The organism is Larsenimonas rhizosphaerae, assembly GCF_023700005.1.
In the GTDB taxonomy this organism is placed as follows: Bacteria; Pseudomonadota; Gammaproteobacteria; order Pseudomonadales; family Halomonadaceae; genus Larsenimonas; species Larsenimonas rhizosphaerae.
This window is the reverse complement of record NZ_JAMLJK010000001.1, coordinates 2,034,911-2,049,460: the sequence shown is the minus strand read 5'-3', so window position 1 is coordinate 2,049,460 and position 14,550 is coordinate 2,034,911. Positions and strand designations below refer to the sequence as shown.

Sequence of the window (14,550 nt, the reverse complement as noted above, 5' to 3'; positions counted from 1 at the left end):
ATTTTCGGCATGTGCCGGACGACAAGGAGATCAGAAGATGCAACGGACAATACTGACCCGGATCATGACGTGGTGTGTGGTGTGCATGACGGCATTGATGGCCATCAATGCACAGGCCGCACAGGATAGCCCTGAAACCCTGATTCGCGACAATGCCAAGGCATTGATGAGCAAGCTTGAGGGACGTCAGCAGTATTATCGCCAGCACGAGGATGAGTTGAAGCAACTGGTTGACAGTACCGTCAGCCCGATCGTTGATTTCAACTATGTCGGTGCAAGCGTGATGGGCAAGTACTTCCGCGCAGCCACCCCGGAGCAGCGCTCGAAGTTTGCCGGTGTCTTCAAGAAGACCCTGCTTGATACCTATGCCAAGGGGCTGGTGACGTTCAATTACAAGACGCTTGAGGTGCCGGAAAATCAGGATACCCAGCGTTATGAAAACCAGGCCAACGTCGACATGAAAGTCGTGGCCGAAAGTGGCGAAGTCTATCCGGTGTCCTATACGCTCAAGCAGCGTAGCGGCGAATGGCGGGTCGTCAACGTGGTTGTCAACGGCATCAATCTGGGGCTGACTTTCCGCAATCAGTTCGATCAGGCCATGCGTGACAACAACCGGGATATCGATGCGGTTATTGCCGGCTGGGCCCCGGAAGTGGATCTCGAGAAGGGAGATCAGAAGGCCAATGGCTGAGTCGCTCTTTTCAAGGGATGGCATCGAGCTGACAGCCGGTGATGGCCGGCTGTATATTGCCGGCGCGCCGGATTTTGATCATGCCGCTGACCTGCGCAATGAGGGGGTCGAATATCTGAAGACGCTCGAACAGGGTAGTCGGTTGACGCTGGACGCCGAAGGCGTGACCAATGCCAGCAGTGCGACCCTTTCAGTGCTGCTTGAGTGGCTGCGAACGGCCAATGCCGCGTCACTGGAAGTGGCGGGAGTCATGCTGTCGCCCACCCTGCGAGGGCTGGCAACCGTTACAGCGCTGGATGAGGTCTTTGACAGCGTATAACTCATACGTACTGATCATTGTTTCATCAGATGGCCCGGGTGCATCGCACTCGGGCCATCTTTTCATTTATGATATGCCCATTCATTAAACCAGTACGGGAGCAATCATGCAGCCACAGGAAGTCAAGGCGCTGTTGGAATCACGGATCGATGACTGTGACTTTCATATTCAGGGCGAAGGGTGCAATTTTCAGGTAGAAGCCGTTGGTGCTCCCTTTGAAGGATTGTCACGCCTCAAGAGTCAGCAGCTGATTTACGCCGCACTGGCTGATGAAATCGCCAGTGGCGCTCTCCATGCCATTACGATTCGAACCTATACCCCTCAGCAGTGGGAAGAGGCCGGCAAGGCCTGAACCCTGACGAAACAAGGGCGTTTTTTACGCATGGATAAATTGATTATCAATGGTGGCGTGCCGCTGGAGGGCGAAGTGTGGACCTCCGGAGCCAAGAACTCGGCCTTGCCGATTCTTGCCGCCACACTGTTGACCGCAGAACATATAACCATCGGTAACCTGCCACATCTGCAGGATATTACCACGACGCTTGAGCTCCTCGGGCGAATGGGCATTGAGCCTGTCATGGGCGAAAAGATGTCCATCCAGCTGGGTGGTCGTGTCCGCGACTGTCACGCGCCCTATGATCTGGTCAAGAAGATGCGCGCTTCCATTCTGGTGCTCGGTCCCTTGCTGGCTCATTACGGTGAAGCTGACGTATCACTGCCTGGTGGCTGTGCCATTGGTTCTCGGCCGGTTGACCTTCATATCCGTGGCCTGCAGGCCATGGGCGCAGATATTCGGGTCGAGAAGGGCTATATTCGTGCCCGTACCGATGGCCGGTTGAAAGGTGCCCATATCATCATGGATACCGTGACGGTGACCGGAACGGAAAACCTTTTGATGGCGGCGTCACTGGCAGATGGGCAAACCGTGCTCGAAAATGCTGCCCGAGAGCCGGAAGTGGTGGATCTGGCCGAGTGCCTGATTGCCATGGGAGCCCGAATCTCCGGTCATGGTACCAGTACCATCACGATTGAAGGTCAGCCGGCACTGCATGGCTGTCATTATGACGTCATGCCAGACCGTATCGAGACCGGCACCTTTCTGGTCGCGGCGGCGGCGTCACGCGGCCGGGTCAAGGTACGTGATACTCGGGCAGATATCCTCGAATCCGTACTGGCCAAGCTTGAAGAGGCCGGGGCAGTAATCGAGACCGGCGAGGGCTGGATTACCCTGGACATGCAGGGACGTCGGCCAAAGGCAGTGAATATTCGCACGGCGCCGTATCCTGCCTTTCCGACCGACATGCAGGCTCAGTTCGTGGCCCTGAATGCGGTGGCCGAAGGGGTCGGGCATGTGACTGAAACCATTTTTGAAAATCGGTTCATGCACGTGCAGGAACTGGTTCGCATGGGGGCGGATATTGCGCTGGAAGGCAATACCGCGATTGTCACCGGGGTAGAGTCTCTCTCCGGGGCGCCGGTCATGGCGACGGATCTCCGGGCTTCTGCCAGTCTGGTGATTGCAGCCATGCTGGCCGAAGGCGAAACCGTGGTTGACCGGATCTATCATATTGATCGCGGTTACGAATGCATTGAAGAAAAACTGCAATTACTGGGTGCACGTATTCGACGTGTGCCTCGCTGACACGACTGATGGGCGATGAAGTGATATCGCGATAGTGAGGTTATGAGCACACCGTTGACGATCGCGCTCTCCAAGGGGCGCATTCTGGAAGAAACCCTGCCACTGCTGGCCAGTGCAGGTATCGAGCCGGTCGAGGATATCAGTCGGAGCCGAAAGCTTCTGTTTGAAACTCATCACCCGGATGTGCGTCTGGTGGTGATTCGCGCGACAGATGTGCCGACCTACGTCCAGCTGGGCGCGGCGGATCTGGGTGTGGCAGGCAGGGATGTGCTTATGGAGCATGGTGGTGACGGTCTGTACGAGCCTCTCGATCTGGATATTGCACGCTGTCGGCTGATGACGGCGGGTGTTGTCGGCAATACGCCCAGCCGGGCGCGCCGGCGCGTCGCGACCAAGTTTGTCAATGTGGCGCGTCGTTACTACGCCTCTCAAGGAATCCAGGCGGAAGTCATCAAACTGTATGGCGCGATGGAGCTGGCGCCATTGATGAATCTGGCCGATGAAATCGTCGATATCGTGGATACCGGCAATACGCTGCGTGCCAATGGCATGGCGCCTCGTGAATTGATTGCCGACATCAGTACGCGTCTGGTAGTCAACAAGGCTTCAATGACCATGCAGCACGAACGCCTGAAGCCCTTGATCGACCGGTTGCGTGACGCCGTTCAGGCCCGTAGTGAAGCCCGGTTGCAGGAGGTGGAGTCATGAGTACGACACAGGCTGCCGTTCTGGCCCGCCTTGATGCCCGGGATGATGATTTTTCAATAGCACTTGATGCGCTGCTTGACTGGGAAGGCGTTTCCGATGCGGAGGTTCAGACCCGCGTCAGTGACATCATCCAGGCCGTGCGGCGTCAGGGTGATGCAGCGCTGGTCGAGCTGACCAACCGCTTTGACCGGGTAGATGTGGCGGACATGACGTCATTGACCCTTGATCAGGCGCGCCTGGCTCAGGCCTATGAGGCGATTGATTCGGCGCAGCGTAATGCGCTGGATCAGGCGGCAGAGCGCATCCGTAGCTATCACGAGCGGCAGAAGCCATCATCGTGGCAGTACGAGGAGGCCGACGGCACCATGCTCGGTCAGAAGGTAACGCCGCTTGACCGCGTCGGGGTATATGTCCCGGGTGGCAAGGCGGCCTATCCCTCATCGGTATTGATGAATGTAGTGCCTGCCCATGTGGCTGGAGTGGCCGATATCATTATGGTGGTGCCGACTCCGGATGGTGTCATCAATGAGCTGGTGCTGGCGGCCGCCTTCGTGGCCGGCGTGCAGCAGGTGTTTACCATCGGGGGGGCTCAGGCGGTAGCTGCACTGGCCTACGGTACAGAAACGGTTCCGCGGGTCGACAAGATTGTCGGGCCGGGCAATATTTATGTAGCGACAGCCAAACGCGCAGTATTTGGCCAGGTCGGCATTGACATGATTGCCGGGCCTTCCGAAATACTGGTTGTATCCGATGGCAGTACCTCTGCGGACTGGCTTGCCATGGATCTGTTTTCCCAGGCAGAGCATGATGAAGATGCCCAGGCCATTCTGGTCAGCTGGGACGCCGCTCATCTGGATGAGGTTCAGGCCAGCATCGAGCGCCTGTTGCCGACCATGGAGCGAGAATCCATCATTCGCGCCTCACTGGCAGGTCGGGGAGCTCTGGTTCGGGTTGATGGTCCGGAGCAGGCCGTTGAATTGATCAATCGCATTGCGCCGGAGCACCTGGAGTTGTCGGTTGCCTCTCCGGAATCGTGGGTTGATCAGGTGCGGCATGCCGGTGCCATCTTCATGGGATCCTACACGGCCGAGGTGCTGGGAGATTATTGCGCCGGGCCGAACCATGTCCTGCCTACCTCGGGTACCGCACGGTTTTCGTCGCCGCTGGGCGTATATGACTTCCAGAAACGATCTTCCCTGATTCACTGCTCCGCCGAGGGGGCCGATCGGCTGGGCCGGATCGCTTCGGTGCTTGCGCGTGGCGAATCCCTGACAGCTCATGCCCGGGCTGCGGAAAATCGTTTGAACCCGGATGGTGACCGGTAATCCAGCCGTGATATTACCGCAATAAAAAAGCGACCTTCGGGTCGCTTTTTTATTGCCTGTTATCGATTCAGGAGCTGCTCTTGCCTTTTGGCAGCTCTGTCTTTTGAATCGCGGGCTGGTTGACGGGGCGTTCTGCTACCTTGATTGATACTTTCATTTCCTTGCCATCACGATAGAGCGTCAGGGGGATTCTGCGGCCCGGGTCGACGTTGGCGATATCCACAAGGGCTGCCTGGGCATCCAGCAGCGCCTTGCCATCTATCGATAGCAGGATATCCCCCTGCCTGACGCCAGCCTTGTCTGCGGGGCCGCCTGCGATCAGGCGTGACACGATAATGGCACGCGGGGCATGCAGATTGAACGAGTTGGCCAGCGCCGGGGATATTTCCTGTGCTTCGATACCCAGCCAGCCCCGTATGACACGACCCTGAGTGACCAGGTCATCCAGAATGCGCTGCGCCGCGTTGATCGGAATGGCAAAGCCGATGCCCTGCGAGCCGCCGGTGCGGGAAAAGATGGCTGTATTGATGCCGATGACTGCGCCATCGGTATTGATCAAGGCGCCGCCTGAATTCCCCGGATTGATGGCTGCATCGGTCTGAATGAAGTCCTCGTAGGCATTCAGGCCCAGGTGGTTGCGCCCCAGTGCGCTGACAATGCCCATGGTCACTGTCTGGCCAACGCCATAGGGATTACCGATGGCAAGAGCGATGTCTCCGACGCGTGTATCATGAGCGACCGCCAGAGTGGCAACCGGCAGGTCATTCATGTCGATCTTGAGTACGGCCAGATCCGTATCCGGGTCGGCTCCGATCAGGTGCGCGATGGTTTCACGGCCGTCGCGCAGCGCGACCTGAATTTCATCCGCACCCTGAATGACATGATTGTTGGTCAGTACATACCCCTGGTCGCTGACAATAACGCCTGAGCCCAGACTTGAAAGCATGCGCTGACGCGCTGGCGTGCCCTTGCTGAAAAATCGCTCGATGATCGGTGTATCCATGGCACTGGCATCTGATTTTTCAACAATGCGTGACGAGTAGATATTGACGACCGAGGGCGCGGCGCGTTCGACGGCCGTGGAATAGCCACTGTGTCCGCTGGTACGTTCCAGGGGCGTGCCGGTCTGGGTGTCCGGCGCAGCCCGCTCGGAAGGCGGTGGGACGTCCGGGTCGGGCTCGGGCACGGTTGATGGCGATACGGTTGTTCTGGGTGCAGGGGAGGAAGTGCTTCCGGGCATATAGTTCAGAATTACCAGCGCAAGCAGGATGCCACTGATAATTGGCCAGAACAGTGCGGCAAGGTACTGACGCATTTAAATAGTGTTCCTTGTGTCGCAGGCTCGTCGGGCATTCGTCGGCCCGCTACAATGCAGCGAGTGTAACATCTTTGATTATCAGGAGGGATCATGGCCGAGCGTCAACAGGTGCTTGAAATGCTCGATGGCGTGCTGGAACCCTGGCGTTTTCGGGACTACACCATCAACGGGCTTCAGGTGGAAGGCGCCGAGCACATTGCGCGTGTCATGGGGGGAGTGACGGCCAGTGAGGCACTGATCGATGAAGCCATTGCCTGGCAGGCTGACACGCTGCTGGTGCATCATGGGTATTTCTGGAAAAACGAGCCCGCTCAGGTCACTGGCATGAAGAGGCGGCGTCTGGCCAAACTGCTGGCGCACGATATCAATGTGCTGGCTTATCACCTGCCTCTCGACGCACATCCCGAGCTCGGCAATAACATCCAGCTGGCTCATCAGCTGGGATGGACCATGGATCGGGTGCTGGATGGGCCTGTGGGGCAGGGGATTTTATACGCGGGGCGTACTGCAGTACCGATGACTCATGAGGCACTGGCGGATGCAATGACACGGGAACTCGGGCGGGCGCCGCTGGTACTTGCCGGCCATGACCGACCGATTTCTCGTATTGCCTGGTGTACCGGCGGGGCGCAGGACATGATTCAGGAGGCGCTCGCTGCTGGTGTGGATGCCTTTGTCTCCGGAGAAGTATCCGAGCGCACAACGCACATTGCTCGTGAAGAGGGCATCAGTTACTTCGCGGCGGGGCATCACGCGACCGAGCGAGGTGGCGTTCAGGCATTGGGGAGCTGGCTGGCAGAAAATGCGGGTATCGCGTTTCGATTTGCCGATATCGATAACCCGGTATGACAGGCAGGGTCAGCGCCAGGTGGCGCTGACGTGTACTGCAGCCCGCTTCAGTAGCGTGGAGGCTGGGGGTCTTCCTCAGCCGGCCCGCGGCGGATGCCGTAATTTTCCGACAGGGTGCCGCGTGCGCTTTCAGCATAATCCCGGGGGATGTGAAGCGAGGATTCCTCTTCACGTTCCGCTGTTTCGTCCTGTGGGCGCAGCCGACGCTTGACCTGCTCATCGTTGCACAGGCGTTCGGCATCTGCAGCAAACTGCTGTTGAAGCTCCTGGCCGGTACGTTGAAGCTGAGCCACCAGGTCAGCAGTCTGGCTGAAGTGGCCGTTGAGCGTCTCACGAACCTGATTCAGTTCGCGTTCGGTATCCTTCAGCTTCTGCTGTGCCTGCCGATTACGCCGTGCATTGGCATTCATCAGATGATATCCGAGTGCCCCGATCCCCATGCCGACCAACAGGCAGGCCAGTCCCAGAATCCAGTCGATGTTGCCTTCGTTCACACCATCTCTCCTTGCTGCCGAACATTGGTACACTGCTGTAAAGCGCACCACTTTATCGAGCCATTAAAGAGCTTAAGCACAATCCAGTCAAACGGGGATGCCACCCTGACGATCGGTTTGGCTATACTGAGTGGCCTTTATTCACTCCCAACGTTGATTGATACCCCTTCATGAGTTCAAAACCGACCCCATTGCAGAAGTACAAGCAGGACCTGGAGCGCGACGACTTTCAGTACGATGAGGCCCAGGAGCGTGCGGTCAAGCACCTTCAGCGTCTCTATGATGAGCTGATCGCTACGCCTGCGCCGACACCGCGTACCACGGAATCCGAAGGAAGTGGCCTCAAGGGAAGGATGGCCGGGCTGTTCGGGCGCAAGGCCGCCGTGCCTCAGGCCCCCGAGGTGCCCGGTATCAAGGGGCTTTACTTCTGGGGAGGGGTGGGTCGTGGAAAGACGTATCTTGTGGATACCTTTCACGACAGCCTGCCGTTCGAGCGCAAGATGCGGACCCATTTCCACCGCTTCATGCAGCGCGTTCATCGAGAGCTCGAGCAGCACAAGGGCGAAAAAAACCCTCTGACCCAAATTGCTGCCACCTTTGCCAGCGAAGCGCGGGTTATCTGTTTCGACGAGTTCTTTGTCAAGGACATTACCGATGCCATGATTCTGGCCAATCTGCTGGAGGCCTTGTTTGCACAGGGGGTCGTGCTGGTGGCGACGTCGAACATTGTGCCGAATGATCTCTACAAGGACGGCTTGCAACGTGCTCGTTTCATCCCGGCCATTGATCTGCTTAATCGCCACTGTGAGGTCGTCAACGTCGATTCAGGCGTTGATTACCGTTTGCGAACACTCGAGCAGGTGCAGATTTTTCACTCGCCGGATGACAGTGCTGCACAGAAGGCGCTTGAGGATAGCTTTTCCCGAATCGCCGGGGGCGAGGCAAGACGCAACCAGGCCATCGACATCAACCATCGTACGCTGACGGCGGAACGTCTTCATGAAGGTACAGTGTGGTTCACGTTTGCCGAGTTGTGTGATGGGCCGCGTAGCCAGAACGACTATATCGAACTGTCACGCGAGTATCACACGGTCTTCCTGTCTCATGTACCGGTCATGGATCGCGGGTCGGACAATCAGATGCGACGGTTCATCAATCTTGTCGATGAGTTCTACGACCGGGGGGTGAAGCTGTTGATGAGTGCCGAAGCTGTACCCGAAAGGCTTTATGAAGGTGGTGCACTGGCCTTTGAATTTGACCGTACCCTGTCCCGGCTTCAGGAAATGCAGTCCAGAGACTATCTGGCGCTTCCCCACAAGCCCTGATTTGGTATATAGGGCTTATCAGCGCGCATTGAGGTATGTATAATGCGCGCTCGCTCATAGTTACCCCGGCAGAATGTGAGGGTAACCAAGAAAAATAGGGATTGGTCAACGCCTTGCGGCCTGACCCGAAAGAGGTAATTTTTCATGAAGACGTTCAGCGCTAAACCGCAGTCCGTCCAGCGCGACTGGTATGTCGTCGACGCTACGGACAAGACTCTGGGCCGTCTTGCCACAGAAATCGCACGTCGTCTGCGAGGCAAGCACAAGCCGGAATATACTCCTCATGTCGATACTGGTGACTACATTGTCGTCATCAATGCCGAAAAGGTCCGTGTTACGGGCAACAAGGCAACCGACAAGAATTATTACCGCCACACCGGTTATCCCGGTGGTCTGCGCTCCATGACCTTCGAACAGATGATCGATCATGCGCCTCAGCGTGTTATCGAGTTCGCCGTCAAGGGCATGCTGCCCAAGGGTCCGCTTGGCCGCGTGATGCACTCCAAGCTCAAGGTTTATGCTGGTGCCGAGCATCCGCATGCTGCGCAGCAGCCCCAAGCTCTGAACATCTGAAGGAAGGTCTGATATGTCTCAACAATATTACGGTACAGGTCGCCGCAAGACATCTACCGCCCGCGTCTTCGTCAAGCCTGGTACAGGCAAGATCACGGTCAACAACCGTGAACTGAACGAATACTTCGGTCGTGTTACGGCGCAGATGGTTGTTCGTCAGCCGCTCGAGCTGACTGAAACCAATGGCCAGTTCGACATCAATGTCACTGTTCAGGGTGGTGGTGGTTCCTCACAGGCCGGCGCCATTCGTCACGGTATTACCCGTGCACTGCTCGATTACAACGAAGAATTCCGCAAGGCGCTTCGTGACGCGGGTTATGTTACGCGTGATGCACGTAAGGTTGAACGTAAGAAGGTCGGTCTGCGCAAGGCGCGTCGTCGTCCTCAGTTCTCCAAGCGTTAAGCAGTACTGTTGTACGGAAAGCGCCTGGGCCAATGGCCTGGGCGTTTTTGTGTCTTGCCGATGCAATCGGGGCGGGCATCGGTTCAACTCGCCCACGCAGGGCATCGCTCGTGGTATCATTGGGCTTGAATTGAAGCGAGGATTGTTACATGGGTGTCGTAGCCAAGCGCTCGTCGATGACGTTTTATACCGGCCATGATGATCATTACAGCCATCGTGTGCGTATTGTGTTGGCCGAAAAAGGGGTGTCCGTTGATATCCTGGAAGTATCCGAGACCAACCCGCCGGCAGAGCTTGCAGATCTGAATCCGTACAACAGCGTACCAACGCTACTGGACCGTGATCTGGTGCTTTATGAATCGCAGGTCATGATGGAGTATCTGGATGAGCGTTTCCCGCATCCGCCGCTGTTACCGGTATATCCGGTTGCGCGGGCGCAAACGCGTCTCTGGATGCACCGGATCGAGCGTGAATGGTGCCCGAAGGTGAAGCTGCTGCTTTCCGGTGAAGGTACCAAGAAGGAGCAGGAAGCCGCGCGCAAGGAGCTTCGTGAAAGCCTCGTCGGTGTCAGCCCGATCTTTGAAGACCTGCCGTATTTCATGAGCGAGGAATTCTCGCTGGCAGATTGCTGCATTGCGCCGATTCTCTGGCGTCTGCCAAGTCTTGGTATCGAGTTGCCCGAGCGTCAGGTCAAGCCGTTGATGGACTACATGGAACGGCTCTTTGCGAGGGAGTCCTTCAAGGCTTCCCTGCTTGAAGCCGAGCGCGAAATCAGGGTCTAAATGGAAGGGAGGCGTGGCTGCTTCCCTGTTGCAGGAGGAAAACATGTCTTCCAGTAGTCGTCCTTATCTGGCACGCGCGCTCTATGAGTGGCTGCTTGATAACGAATTGACGCCGTATATGGTGGTGGATGCCGAGATATACGGTGTCATTGTGCCGCGTCAGTTTGTCCAGAATGGACAAATTGTTCTTAATGCCGCGCCTGGTGCCGTGCGTGATCTGGTAATGGAAAATGCCATGATTGCCTTCAGTGCCCGATTCGGTGGTCAGCCGATGCGCATCGAGATTCCGATTGAAGCGCTGGTGGCCCTGTACGCACGTGAAAACGGCGTGGGTATGGTCTTTGGTCACGAGCCCGTGATTCCCGAGGGCGAGGAGGATGAGGGTGACGACAAGGCATCTTCTTCGGCCGGGCCGTCCCTGCGTAGCGTTGAAGCGTCCGAGGAATCAGCATCCGATGCGGGCTCCGAAGATGGTGCTGGCGGAGATGATGACAAGGCGTCACGCCCTTCATCGAAGCGACCTTCGCTGCGAGTGATCAAATAGCGCATGTGACCCACTGCATGTGTCGCACTAAAAAGGCAAGCCCTCGGGCTTGCCTTTTTTTATGGCCTTTCAAGACGTCGTCGAACGTACATCAGTCGATGTAGTGGAAGACCTTGACAACGCGTTTCACGCCATCGATCGGAGTAGCCGTTGCGGTAATGGTGTCTGCCTGGCGATGGCTGACATGTCCCATTAGATAAACGCTGCCGTTCTCGGTAATAACATGCACGCTGTCACCGTCGATGCGGTTATTCGTCCACAGCTTTGAGGTGATGCGCGTGGTAATCCAGCTGTCCTTGATGCGCTGCGTTCGTGACGTGTTTTCGCCCACGGTAAGTTCATTGCGTACGCCGCTGACGCCACGATGGCGTTTGGCGGCCTCGCCTGCCAGATCCTTCAGGTCCTGAGAGGGAACCTGTCCTGTCAGTAGTACATAGCCGTTATAGGCATCCACATTCACATGGCTTTCACCATAGCGGCTGTCGCCCTGCAGGTAGAGGTTCAGCAGGGCATGCTGCAATTGCTTATCGCCCTGAATCTCGGTCTGAGTGCGTGTGGTGTAGTCATTGGGATTGGCGTTGGTGCTGAATACGCTGCAGCCGGTCAGCCCCAGAGAGGCGACCAGAAGAGCGGCGGTAAGGTATCCGGTTTTTTTCATGGCGTTGTTACTCGTTGCTGCCAAAAAGCTGGTGATCGATAAGGTCGCACAGGCAGTGGATGGCAAGCAAATGCACTTCCTGGATGCGTGCCGTGGAGGTGGCAGGTACGCGAATTTCGCAGTCTTCATGGCCGAGCAGGGAGGCCATGTTGCCACCATCCCGTCCGGTCAGGGCGACGACATTCATTTCACGATCATGTGCAGCCTGGATGGCCTGTATGATGTTGGCTGAATTACCGCTGGTCGAGATTGCCAGCAGGATGTCGCCGGGCTGGCCCAGCGCGCGAATCTGCTTGGAGAATACCTCGTTGTAGCTGTAATCGTTGGCAATCGAAGTAAGTGTTGAGGTGTCGGTCGTCAAGGCCAGTGCTGGAAGGCTGGGACGCTCGCGCTCAAAGCGATTCAGCAACTCGGACGAGAAGTGCTGACTGTCGCCGGCACTGCCGCCGTTGCCACAGGCCAGAATCTTGCCATCATTGATCAGCGTCTGAACCATCATGGCGCTGGCAGCTTCAATAAAGGGTGGAAGTACTTCGCTGGCATAGGTTTTGGCGTCAATGCTGGCATTGAAGTGGTCAAGAATGCGGGATTGAAGGTCCATGGCGGTCTCGGTCGCTTTCGGGTGACAGGGGTGTAAAAACCGGGTCTGATAACAAGGGTATTGCGGCGATGATGCCAGTCCAGCCCTGGCGATGCCAGTGTGGCTCAAAAGGCGTCAAAGGCGTGGCGTATCCACTGGATGTCGGGCGCGGCTTCATCACCGTCCAGAGCCACGACATCAAAGCGCGATGCCGGTTGCGGGAATTTCTGCAGGTAGCGAGTGGCGGCCCGGATCAGGCGCTGCTGCTTTGCCGGCGTGATGCTTTCAAGCGCTGATCCGTGGGCGCTTGACTTGCGGTACCGCACCTCGACAAACACGAGGGTATCACCCTCGCGCATGATCAGGTCCAGTTCCCCACCGGGAAAGGTCAGGTTGCGTGCAACAAGCTGCAGGCCCCGGGCCTGCAGCCAGCGCGCGGCCAGGGTTTCCATTCGGCCGCCACGAGCACGGGTGTTAGAGGCTTTCGTCCACATTGACGCTGCTCGATGAGGTCAGGGTAGGCAGCGAAGGAATGCCGTTCTTGAACTGCGCCCAGGGCAGTATGCGCTGAAAGCGATGCTGTGGGCCCAGGTGCAGTGTGCCGGTTGCGCCCCGCATTTCGCTGGCAGGTACCTGCTGAATCAGCGGCAGGCGTCGGCCAAGTTCCAGTGCATCAACGCCCATGGCCTTGAGTTTGAGCAGCGATGGCGAATCGCCCTGCGCCAGTTGGCGGTAGTCATCGGCAAAGGGCAATGCCTCCTTGCCGCCTGCTGCAGGGTCGGGGATCTGCCAGGGAATATCACAGAACAGCACGCCATTCATGTCATGGTCGAGGTGAGGTTGTGGGGTGCCCTGGTAGAGGTGGGATGTGCCGTAGACCGGCAGATTGTTGGCGTAGTAATAGTTCAGTGTGGGCGGAATCTGGCGAGCATAGCCTGGCAGTGCCAGCAGAAAGAGGGCGTCGGGAGTTCTTCCGCTGCGCAGGGCCTTGCTGACGGCGGAGGCAACAGATCCTTTCGGGTCATAGCTTACGCTGCTGGCCAGCTGGCCCCCTTCCTGCTGCCACCGCTGCTGGAAGGCCTCCATGACACGCTGCCCCCAGTCATTGTCAGGGACCATGACAGCCGGGTTGCGGTGACCGTCCACCCAGGCGCGGTGTGCGGCTTCACGCGCTTCATCCTCGGCAGACAGGCCGTATTCGTAAAGATTGTCGGCCTTGTTGGTGTCACTGGTGCCGTAATTCAGGGCCAGGGTGGTAACGGGTACATTACCCATCTGCTCAAGCGAGGTGACCTTGTCCTTGTCCAGGGGCCCGATGACCAGCTGGGCACCCTCCATCATGGCTTGTGCGTAAAGGCGTTTGATGTCCTGGCCACTGGAATCATGAAAGGTGATCTGAGGCATCTGTTCGCCGGCAGACGCGGCCGTTGAGTTACGTGTCCTGATGCCTTCGCGAATCGAGTCTGCAATGGTCTTGAGCGGGCCGGATTCCGGCAGGAATACGGCGATGCGGCTGATCTGACGGCCTTTGGCATCACCCAGCGCGGCCAGATCACTGGGCAGGCGTCTGGATGCAGGGTGCGATGGGCGTGACTGTTGCCAGCGTGATACTGCATCGAACAATTGCTGCAGGTCGCCGCCCTGGTCTCTGGCGACCTGGGCCAGGCTGATCCAGCCTGCAGACCAGCCGCCAGTGTCGGAAAGGGTGTTCAGTTGCGTTTCATCCAGCCGTGCTACCTGACGCCAGATGGCATCATTCAGGCTGGTATCATCGGTTTCATTCTGCAGTGTAATCAGCGTGATGGCGGCCTTGAGGGGCTGATTCAGCAGGCCAAGTGCTTCGCCCTTGCGCTGTGCCAGTGTCTGACGATTGCTGTCGGAGGTGGGGATGGATTCTACCGACTCGATGGCCGTCAGGGCTGATTTTCCATCGTGCTGGGTAATGGCCGTCTGGCTGGTCAGTAGTGCCCACTGCACACGACCATCGGCCGGTAGCAGGGTGTCGTTCATGTTTTTCAGCAGATCCAGCGCCTGCGCCGTCCTGTCCTGCCGTGCTAGGATACCGGCGGCCTGAAGCCGGGTAGTGGCCGCTTCAGCGCCCTGTTGCTGCCGTGCCTGGGTAATCAGTGCCTGAGCCGATGGCTCGCCGCCACCAAAGGGGCGAGAAATCGATGAGCCCGCACACCCGCCCAGTGTAAGGGTGATGGCCGCTATGGCAGCGGCGGATCGCCATGAGGTACGCATGTAGTCTTGCCTCTTTAATCAACCTTGATCGGGGCGTCTGGCGCCTTCTCCATGTGTCCGCCTGGAGGCGGTACTGAGACAGTGATCTGTACAGA

Annotated in this window: 18 protein-coding genes; 12 read left to right on the top strand and 6 right to left on the bottom strand. The window is 57.6% G+C overall.

Annotation, left to right across the window (positions count from 1 at the left end):
• The first annotated feature begins 37 nt into the window (after nucleotides 1–37).
• The 6 genes from NAT21_RS09380 to hisD all read left to right on the top strand — a co-directional run bounded on the left by NAT21_RS09380 (nucleotide 38) and on the right by hisD (nucleotide 4,685).
• Nucleotides 38–691: an MlaC/ttg2D family ABC transporter substrate-binding protein gene (locus NAT21_RS09380; RefSeq protein WP_250937661.1), complete on the top strand. Its 654-nt coding sequence runs from the start codon at nucleotides 38–40 to the stop codon at nucleotides 689–691.
• The gene (locus NAT21_RS09375; RefSeq protein ID WP_250937658.1) at nucleotides 684–1,010 is read left to right on the top strand and encodes an STAS domain-containing protein; all 327 of its coding nucleotides are present in this window, start codon (nucleotides 684–686) and stop codon (nucleotides 1,008–1,010) included. The genes NAT21_RS09380 and NAT21_RS09375 overlap by 8 nt, the downstream gene beginning before the upstream one ends.
• Nucleotides 1,011–1,116: 106 nt before the next feature.
• Nucleotides 1,117–1,362 (top strand): BolA family protein, encoded by a 246-nt coding sequence (locus tag NAT21_RS09370; protein WP_250937652.1) that lies wholly within the window; start codon nucleotides 1,117–1,119, stop codon nucleotides 1,360–1,362.
• Between the two features lie 30 nt (nucleotides 1,363–1,392).
• Complete coding sequence (murA, locus tag NAT21_RS09365; RefSeq protein ID WP_250937650.1) at nucleotides 1,393–2,652, top strand: UDP-N-acetylglucosamine 1-carboxyvinyltransferase; 1,260 nt, start codon at nucleotides 1,393–1,395, stop codon at nucleotides 2,650–2,652.
• Nucleotides 2,653–2,694: 42 nt separating this feature from the next.
• Nucleotides 2,695–3,360, top strand: coding sequence for an ATP phosphoribosyltransferase (gene hisG / locus NAT21_RS09360; RefSeq protein WP_250937649.1), 666 nt, complete (start codon nucleotides 2,695–2,697; stop codon nucleotides 3,358–3,360).
• Nucleotides 3,357–4,685, top strand: a complete 1,329-nt coding sequence (gene hisD, locus NAT21_RS09355; RefSeq protein ID WP_250937648.1) for a histidinol dehydrogenase — start codon at nucleotides 3,357–3,359, stop codon at nucleotides 4,683–4,685. The genes hisG and hisD overlap by 4 nt, the downstream gene beginning before the upstream one ends.
• 67 nt (nucleotides 4,686–4,752) lie before the next feature.
• On the opposite strand, the gene NAT21_RS09350 is transcribed toward hisD, so the two are convergent.
• Complete coding sequence (locus NAT21_RS09350) at nucleotides 4,753–6,000, bottom strand: S1C family serine protease (protein ID WP_250937646.1); 1,248 nt, start codon at nucleotides 5,998–6,000, stop codon at nucleotides 4,753–4,755.
• A gap of 93 nt (nucleotides 6,001–6,093) precedes the next feature.
• On the opposite strand from NAT21_RS09350, the gene NAT21_RS09345 reads away from it, so the two are divergent.
• Nucleotides 6,094–6,852, top strand: a complete 759-nt coding sequence (locus tag NAT21_RS09345) for a Nif3-like dinuclear metal center hexameric protein (protein WP_284732677.1) — start codon at nucleotides 6,094–6,096, stop codon at nucleotides 6,850–6,852.
• Between the two features lie 47 nt (nucleotides 6,853–6,899).
• On the opposite strand, the gene NAT21_RS09340 is transcribed toward NAT21_RS09345, so the two are convergent.
• Complete coding sequence (locus NAT21_RS09340) at nucleotides 6,900–7,346, bottom strand: Z-ring associated ZapG family protein (protein WP_250937644.1); 447 nt, start codon at nucleotides 7,344–7,346, stop codon at nucleotides 6,900–6,902.
• Nucleotides 7,347–7,516: 170 nt separating this feature from the next.
• Between NAT21_RS09340 and zapE the strand changes: the two genes are divergently transcribed.
• The 5 genes from zapE to NAT21_RS09315 all read left to right on the top strand — a co-directional run bounded on the left by zapE (nucleotide 7,517) and on the right by NAT21_RS09315 (nucleotide 10,973).
• A complete protein-coding gene (zapE, locus tag NAT21_RS09335) occupies nucleotides 7,517–8,671 on the top strand; it encodes a cell division protein ZapE (RefSeq protein WP_250937641.1) in 1,155 nt (384 codons plus the stop codon).
• Between the two features lie 144 nt (nucleotides 8,672–8,815).
• The gene (gene rplM / locus NAT21_RS09330) at nucleotides 8,816–9,244 is read left to right on the top strand and encodes a 50S ribosomal protein L13 (RefSeq protein ID WP_250937640.1); all 429 of its coding nucleotides are present in this window, start codon (nucleotides 8,816–8,818) and stop codon (nucleotides 9,242–9,244) included.
• Between the two features lie 13 nt (nucleotides 9,245–9,257).
• A complete protein-coding gene (rpsI, locus tag NAT21_RS09325) occupies nucleotides 9,258–9,647 on the top strand; it encodes a 30S ribosomal protein S9 (RefSeq protein ID WP_250937638.1) in 390 nt (129 codons plus the stop codon).
• A 149-nt stretch (nucleotides 9,648–9,796) separates the two neighbouring features.
• The gene (locus NAT21_RS09320) at nucleotides 9,797–10,429 is read left to right on the top strand and encodes a glutathione S-transferase N-terminal domain-containing protein (protein WP_250937637.1); all 633 of its coding nucleotides are present in this window, start codon (nucleotides 9,797–9,799) and stop codon (nucleotides 10,427–10,429) included.
• A 43-nt stretch (nucleotides 10,430–10,472) separates the two neighbouring features.
• Nucleotides 10,473–10,973: a ClpXP protease specificity-enhancing factor gene (locus NAT21_RS09315; RefSeq protein ID WP_250937636.1), complete on the top strand. Its 501-nt coding sequence runs from the start codon at nucleotides 10,473–10,475 to the stop codon at nucleotides 10,971–10,973.
• Between the two features lie 91 nt (nucleotides 10,974–11,064).
• Here the strand turns inward: NAT21_RS09315 and NAT21_RS09310 are convergent, their stop codons facing one another.
• The 4 genes from NAT21_RS09310 to NAT21_RS09295 form a co-directional block, all read right to left on the bottom strand.
• Nucleotides 11,065–11,631 carry a BON domain-containing protein gene (locus NAT21_RS09310; RefSeq protein WP_250937634.1) on the bottom strand — a complete coding sequence of 189 codons (567 nt, stop codon included), beginning with the start codon at nucleotides 11,629–11,631 and terminating at the stop codon, nucleotides 11,065–11,067.
• 7 nt (nucleotides 11,632–11,638) lie between these two features.
• On the bottom strand, nucleotides 11,639–12,232 hold the full coding sequence (locus NAT21_RS09305) for a phosphoheptose isomerase (protein WP_250937631.1): 594 nt from the start codon (nucleotides 12,230–12,232) through the stop codon (nucleotides 11,639–11,641).
• A gap of 104 nt (nucleotides 12,233–12,336) precedes the next feature.
• On the bottom strand, nucleotides 12,337–12,705 hold the full coding sequence (locus NAT21_RS09300; protein ID WP_284732676.1) for a YraN family protein: 369 nt from the start codon (nucleotides 12,703–12,705) through the stop codon (nucleotides 12,337–12,339).
• Nucleotides 12,686–14,455 (bottom strand): penicillin-binding protein activator, encoded by a 1,770-nt coding sequence (locus NAT21_RS09295; RefSeq protein WP_250937626.1) that lies wholly within the window; start codon nucleotides 14,453–14,455, stop codon nucleotides 12,686–12,688. Before NAT21_RS09295 ends, NAT21_RS09300 begins: the two co-directional genes overlap by 20 nt.
• Nucleotides 14,456–14,550 lie beyond the last annotated feature (95 nt).

Excerpts from the sequence above, each read along its gene's own strand:
- NAT21_RS09380 (WP_250937661.1), top strand. The coding sequence starts at position 38 with ATGCAACGGACAATACTGACCCGGATCATGACGTGGTGTGTGGTGTGC.
- NAT21_RS09375 (WP_250937658.1), top strand. The coding sequence starts at position 684 with ATGGCTGAGTCGCTCTTTTCAAGGGATGGCATCGAGCTGACAGCCGGT.
- NAT21_RS09370 (WP_250937652.1), top strand. The coding sequence starts at position 1,117 with ATGCAGCCACAGGAAGTCAAGGCGCTGTTGGAATCACGGATCGATGAC.
- murA (WP_250937650.1), top strand. The coding sequence starts at position 1,393 with ATGGATAAATTGATTATCAATGGTGGCGTGCCGCTGGAGGGCGAAGTG.
- hisG (WP_250937649.1), top strand. The coding sequence starts at position 2,695 with ATGAGCACACCGTTGACGATCGCGCTCTCCAAGGGGCGCATTCTGGAA.
- hisD (WP_250937648.1), top strand. The coding sequence starts at position 3,357 with ATGAGTACGACACAGGCTGCCGTTCTGGCCCGCCTTGATGCCCGGGAT.
- NAT21_RS09350 (WP_250937646.1), bottom strand. The coding sequence starts at position 6,000 with ATGCGTCAGTACCTTGCCGCACTGTTCTGGCCAATTATCAGTGGCATC.
- NAT21_RS09345 (WP_284732677.1), top strand. The coding sequence starts at position 6,094 with ATGGCCGAGCGTCAACAGGTGCTTGAAATGCTCGATGGCGTGCTGGAA.
- zapE (WP_250937641.1), top strand. The coding sequence starts at position 7,517 with ATGAGTTCAAAACCGACCCCATTGCAGAAGTACAAGCAGGACCTGGAG.
- rplM (WP_250937640.1), top strand. The coding sequence starts at position 8,816 with ATGAAGACGTTCAGCGCTAAACCGCAGTCCGTCCAGCGCGACTGGTAT.
- rpsI (WP_250937638.1), top strand. The coding sequence starts at position 9,258 with ATGTCTCAACAATATTACGGTACAGGTCGCCGCAAGACATCTACCGCC.
- NAT21_RS09320 (WP_250937637.1), top strand. The coding sequence starts at position 9,797 with ATGGGTGTCGTAGCCAAGCGCTCGTCGATGACGTTTTATACCGGCCAT.
- NAT21_RS09315 (WP_250937636.1), top strand. The coding sequence starts at position 10,473 with ATGTCTTCCAGTAGTCGTCCTTATCTGGCACGCGCGCTCTATGAGTGG.
- NAT21_RS09310 (WP_250937634.1), bottom strand. The coding sequence starts at position 11,631 with ATGAAAAAAACCGGATACCTTACCGCCGCTCTTCTGGTCGCCTCTCTG.
- NAT21_RS09305 (WP_250937631.1), bottom strand. The coding sequence starts at position 12,232 with ATGGACCTTCAATCCCGCATTCTTGACCACTTCAATGCCAGCATTGAC.
- NAT21_RS09300 (WP_284732676.1), bottom strand. The coding sequence starts at position 12,705 with ATGTGGACGAAAGCCTCTAACACCCGTGCTCGTGGCGGCCGAATGGAA.
- NAT21_RS09295 (WP_250937626.1), bottom strand. The coding sequence starts at position 14,455 with ATGCGTACCTCATGGCGATCCGCCGCTGCCATAGCGGCCATCACCCTT.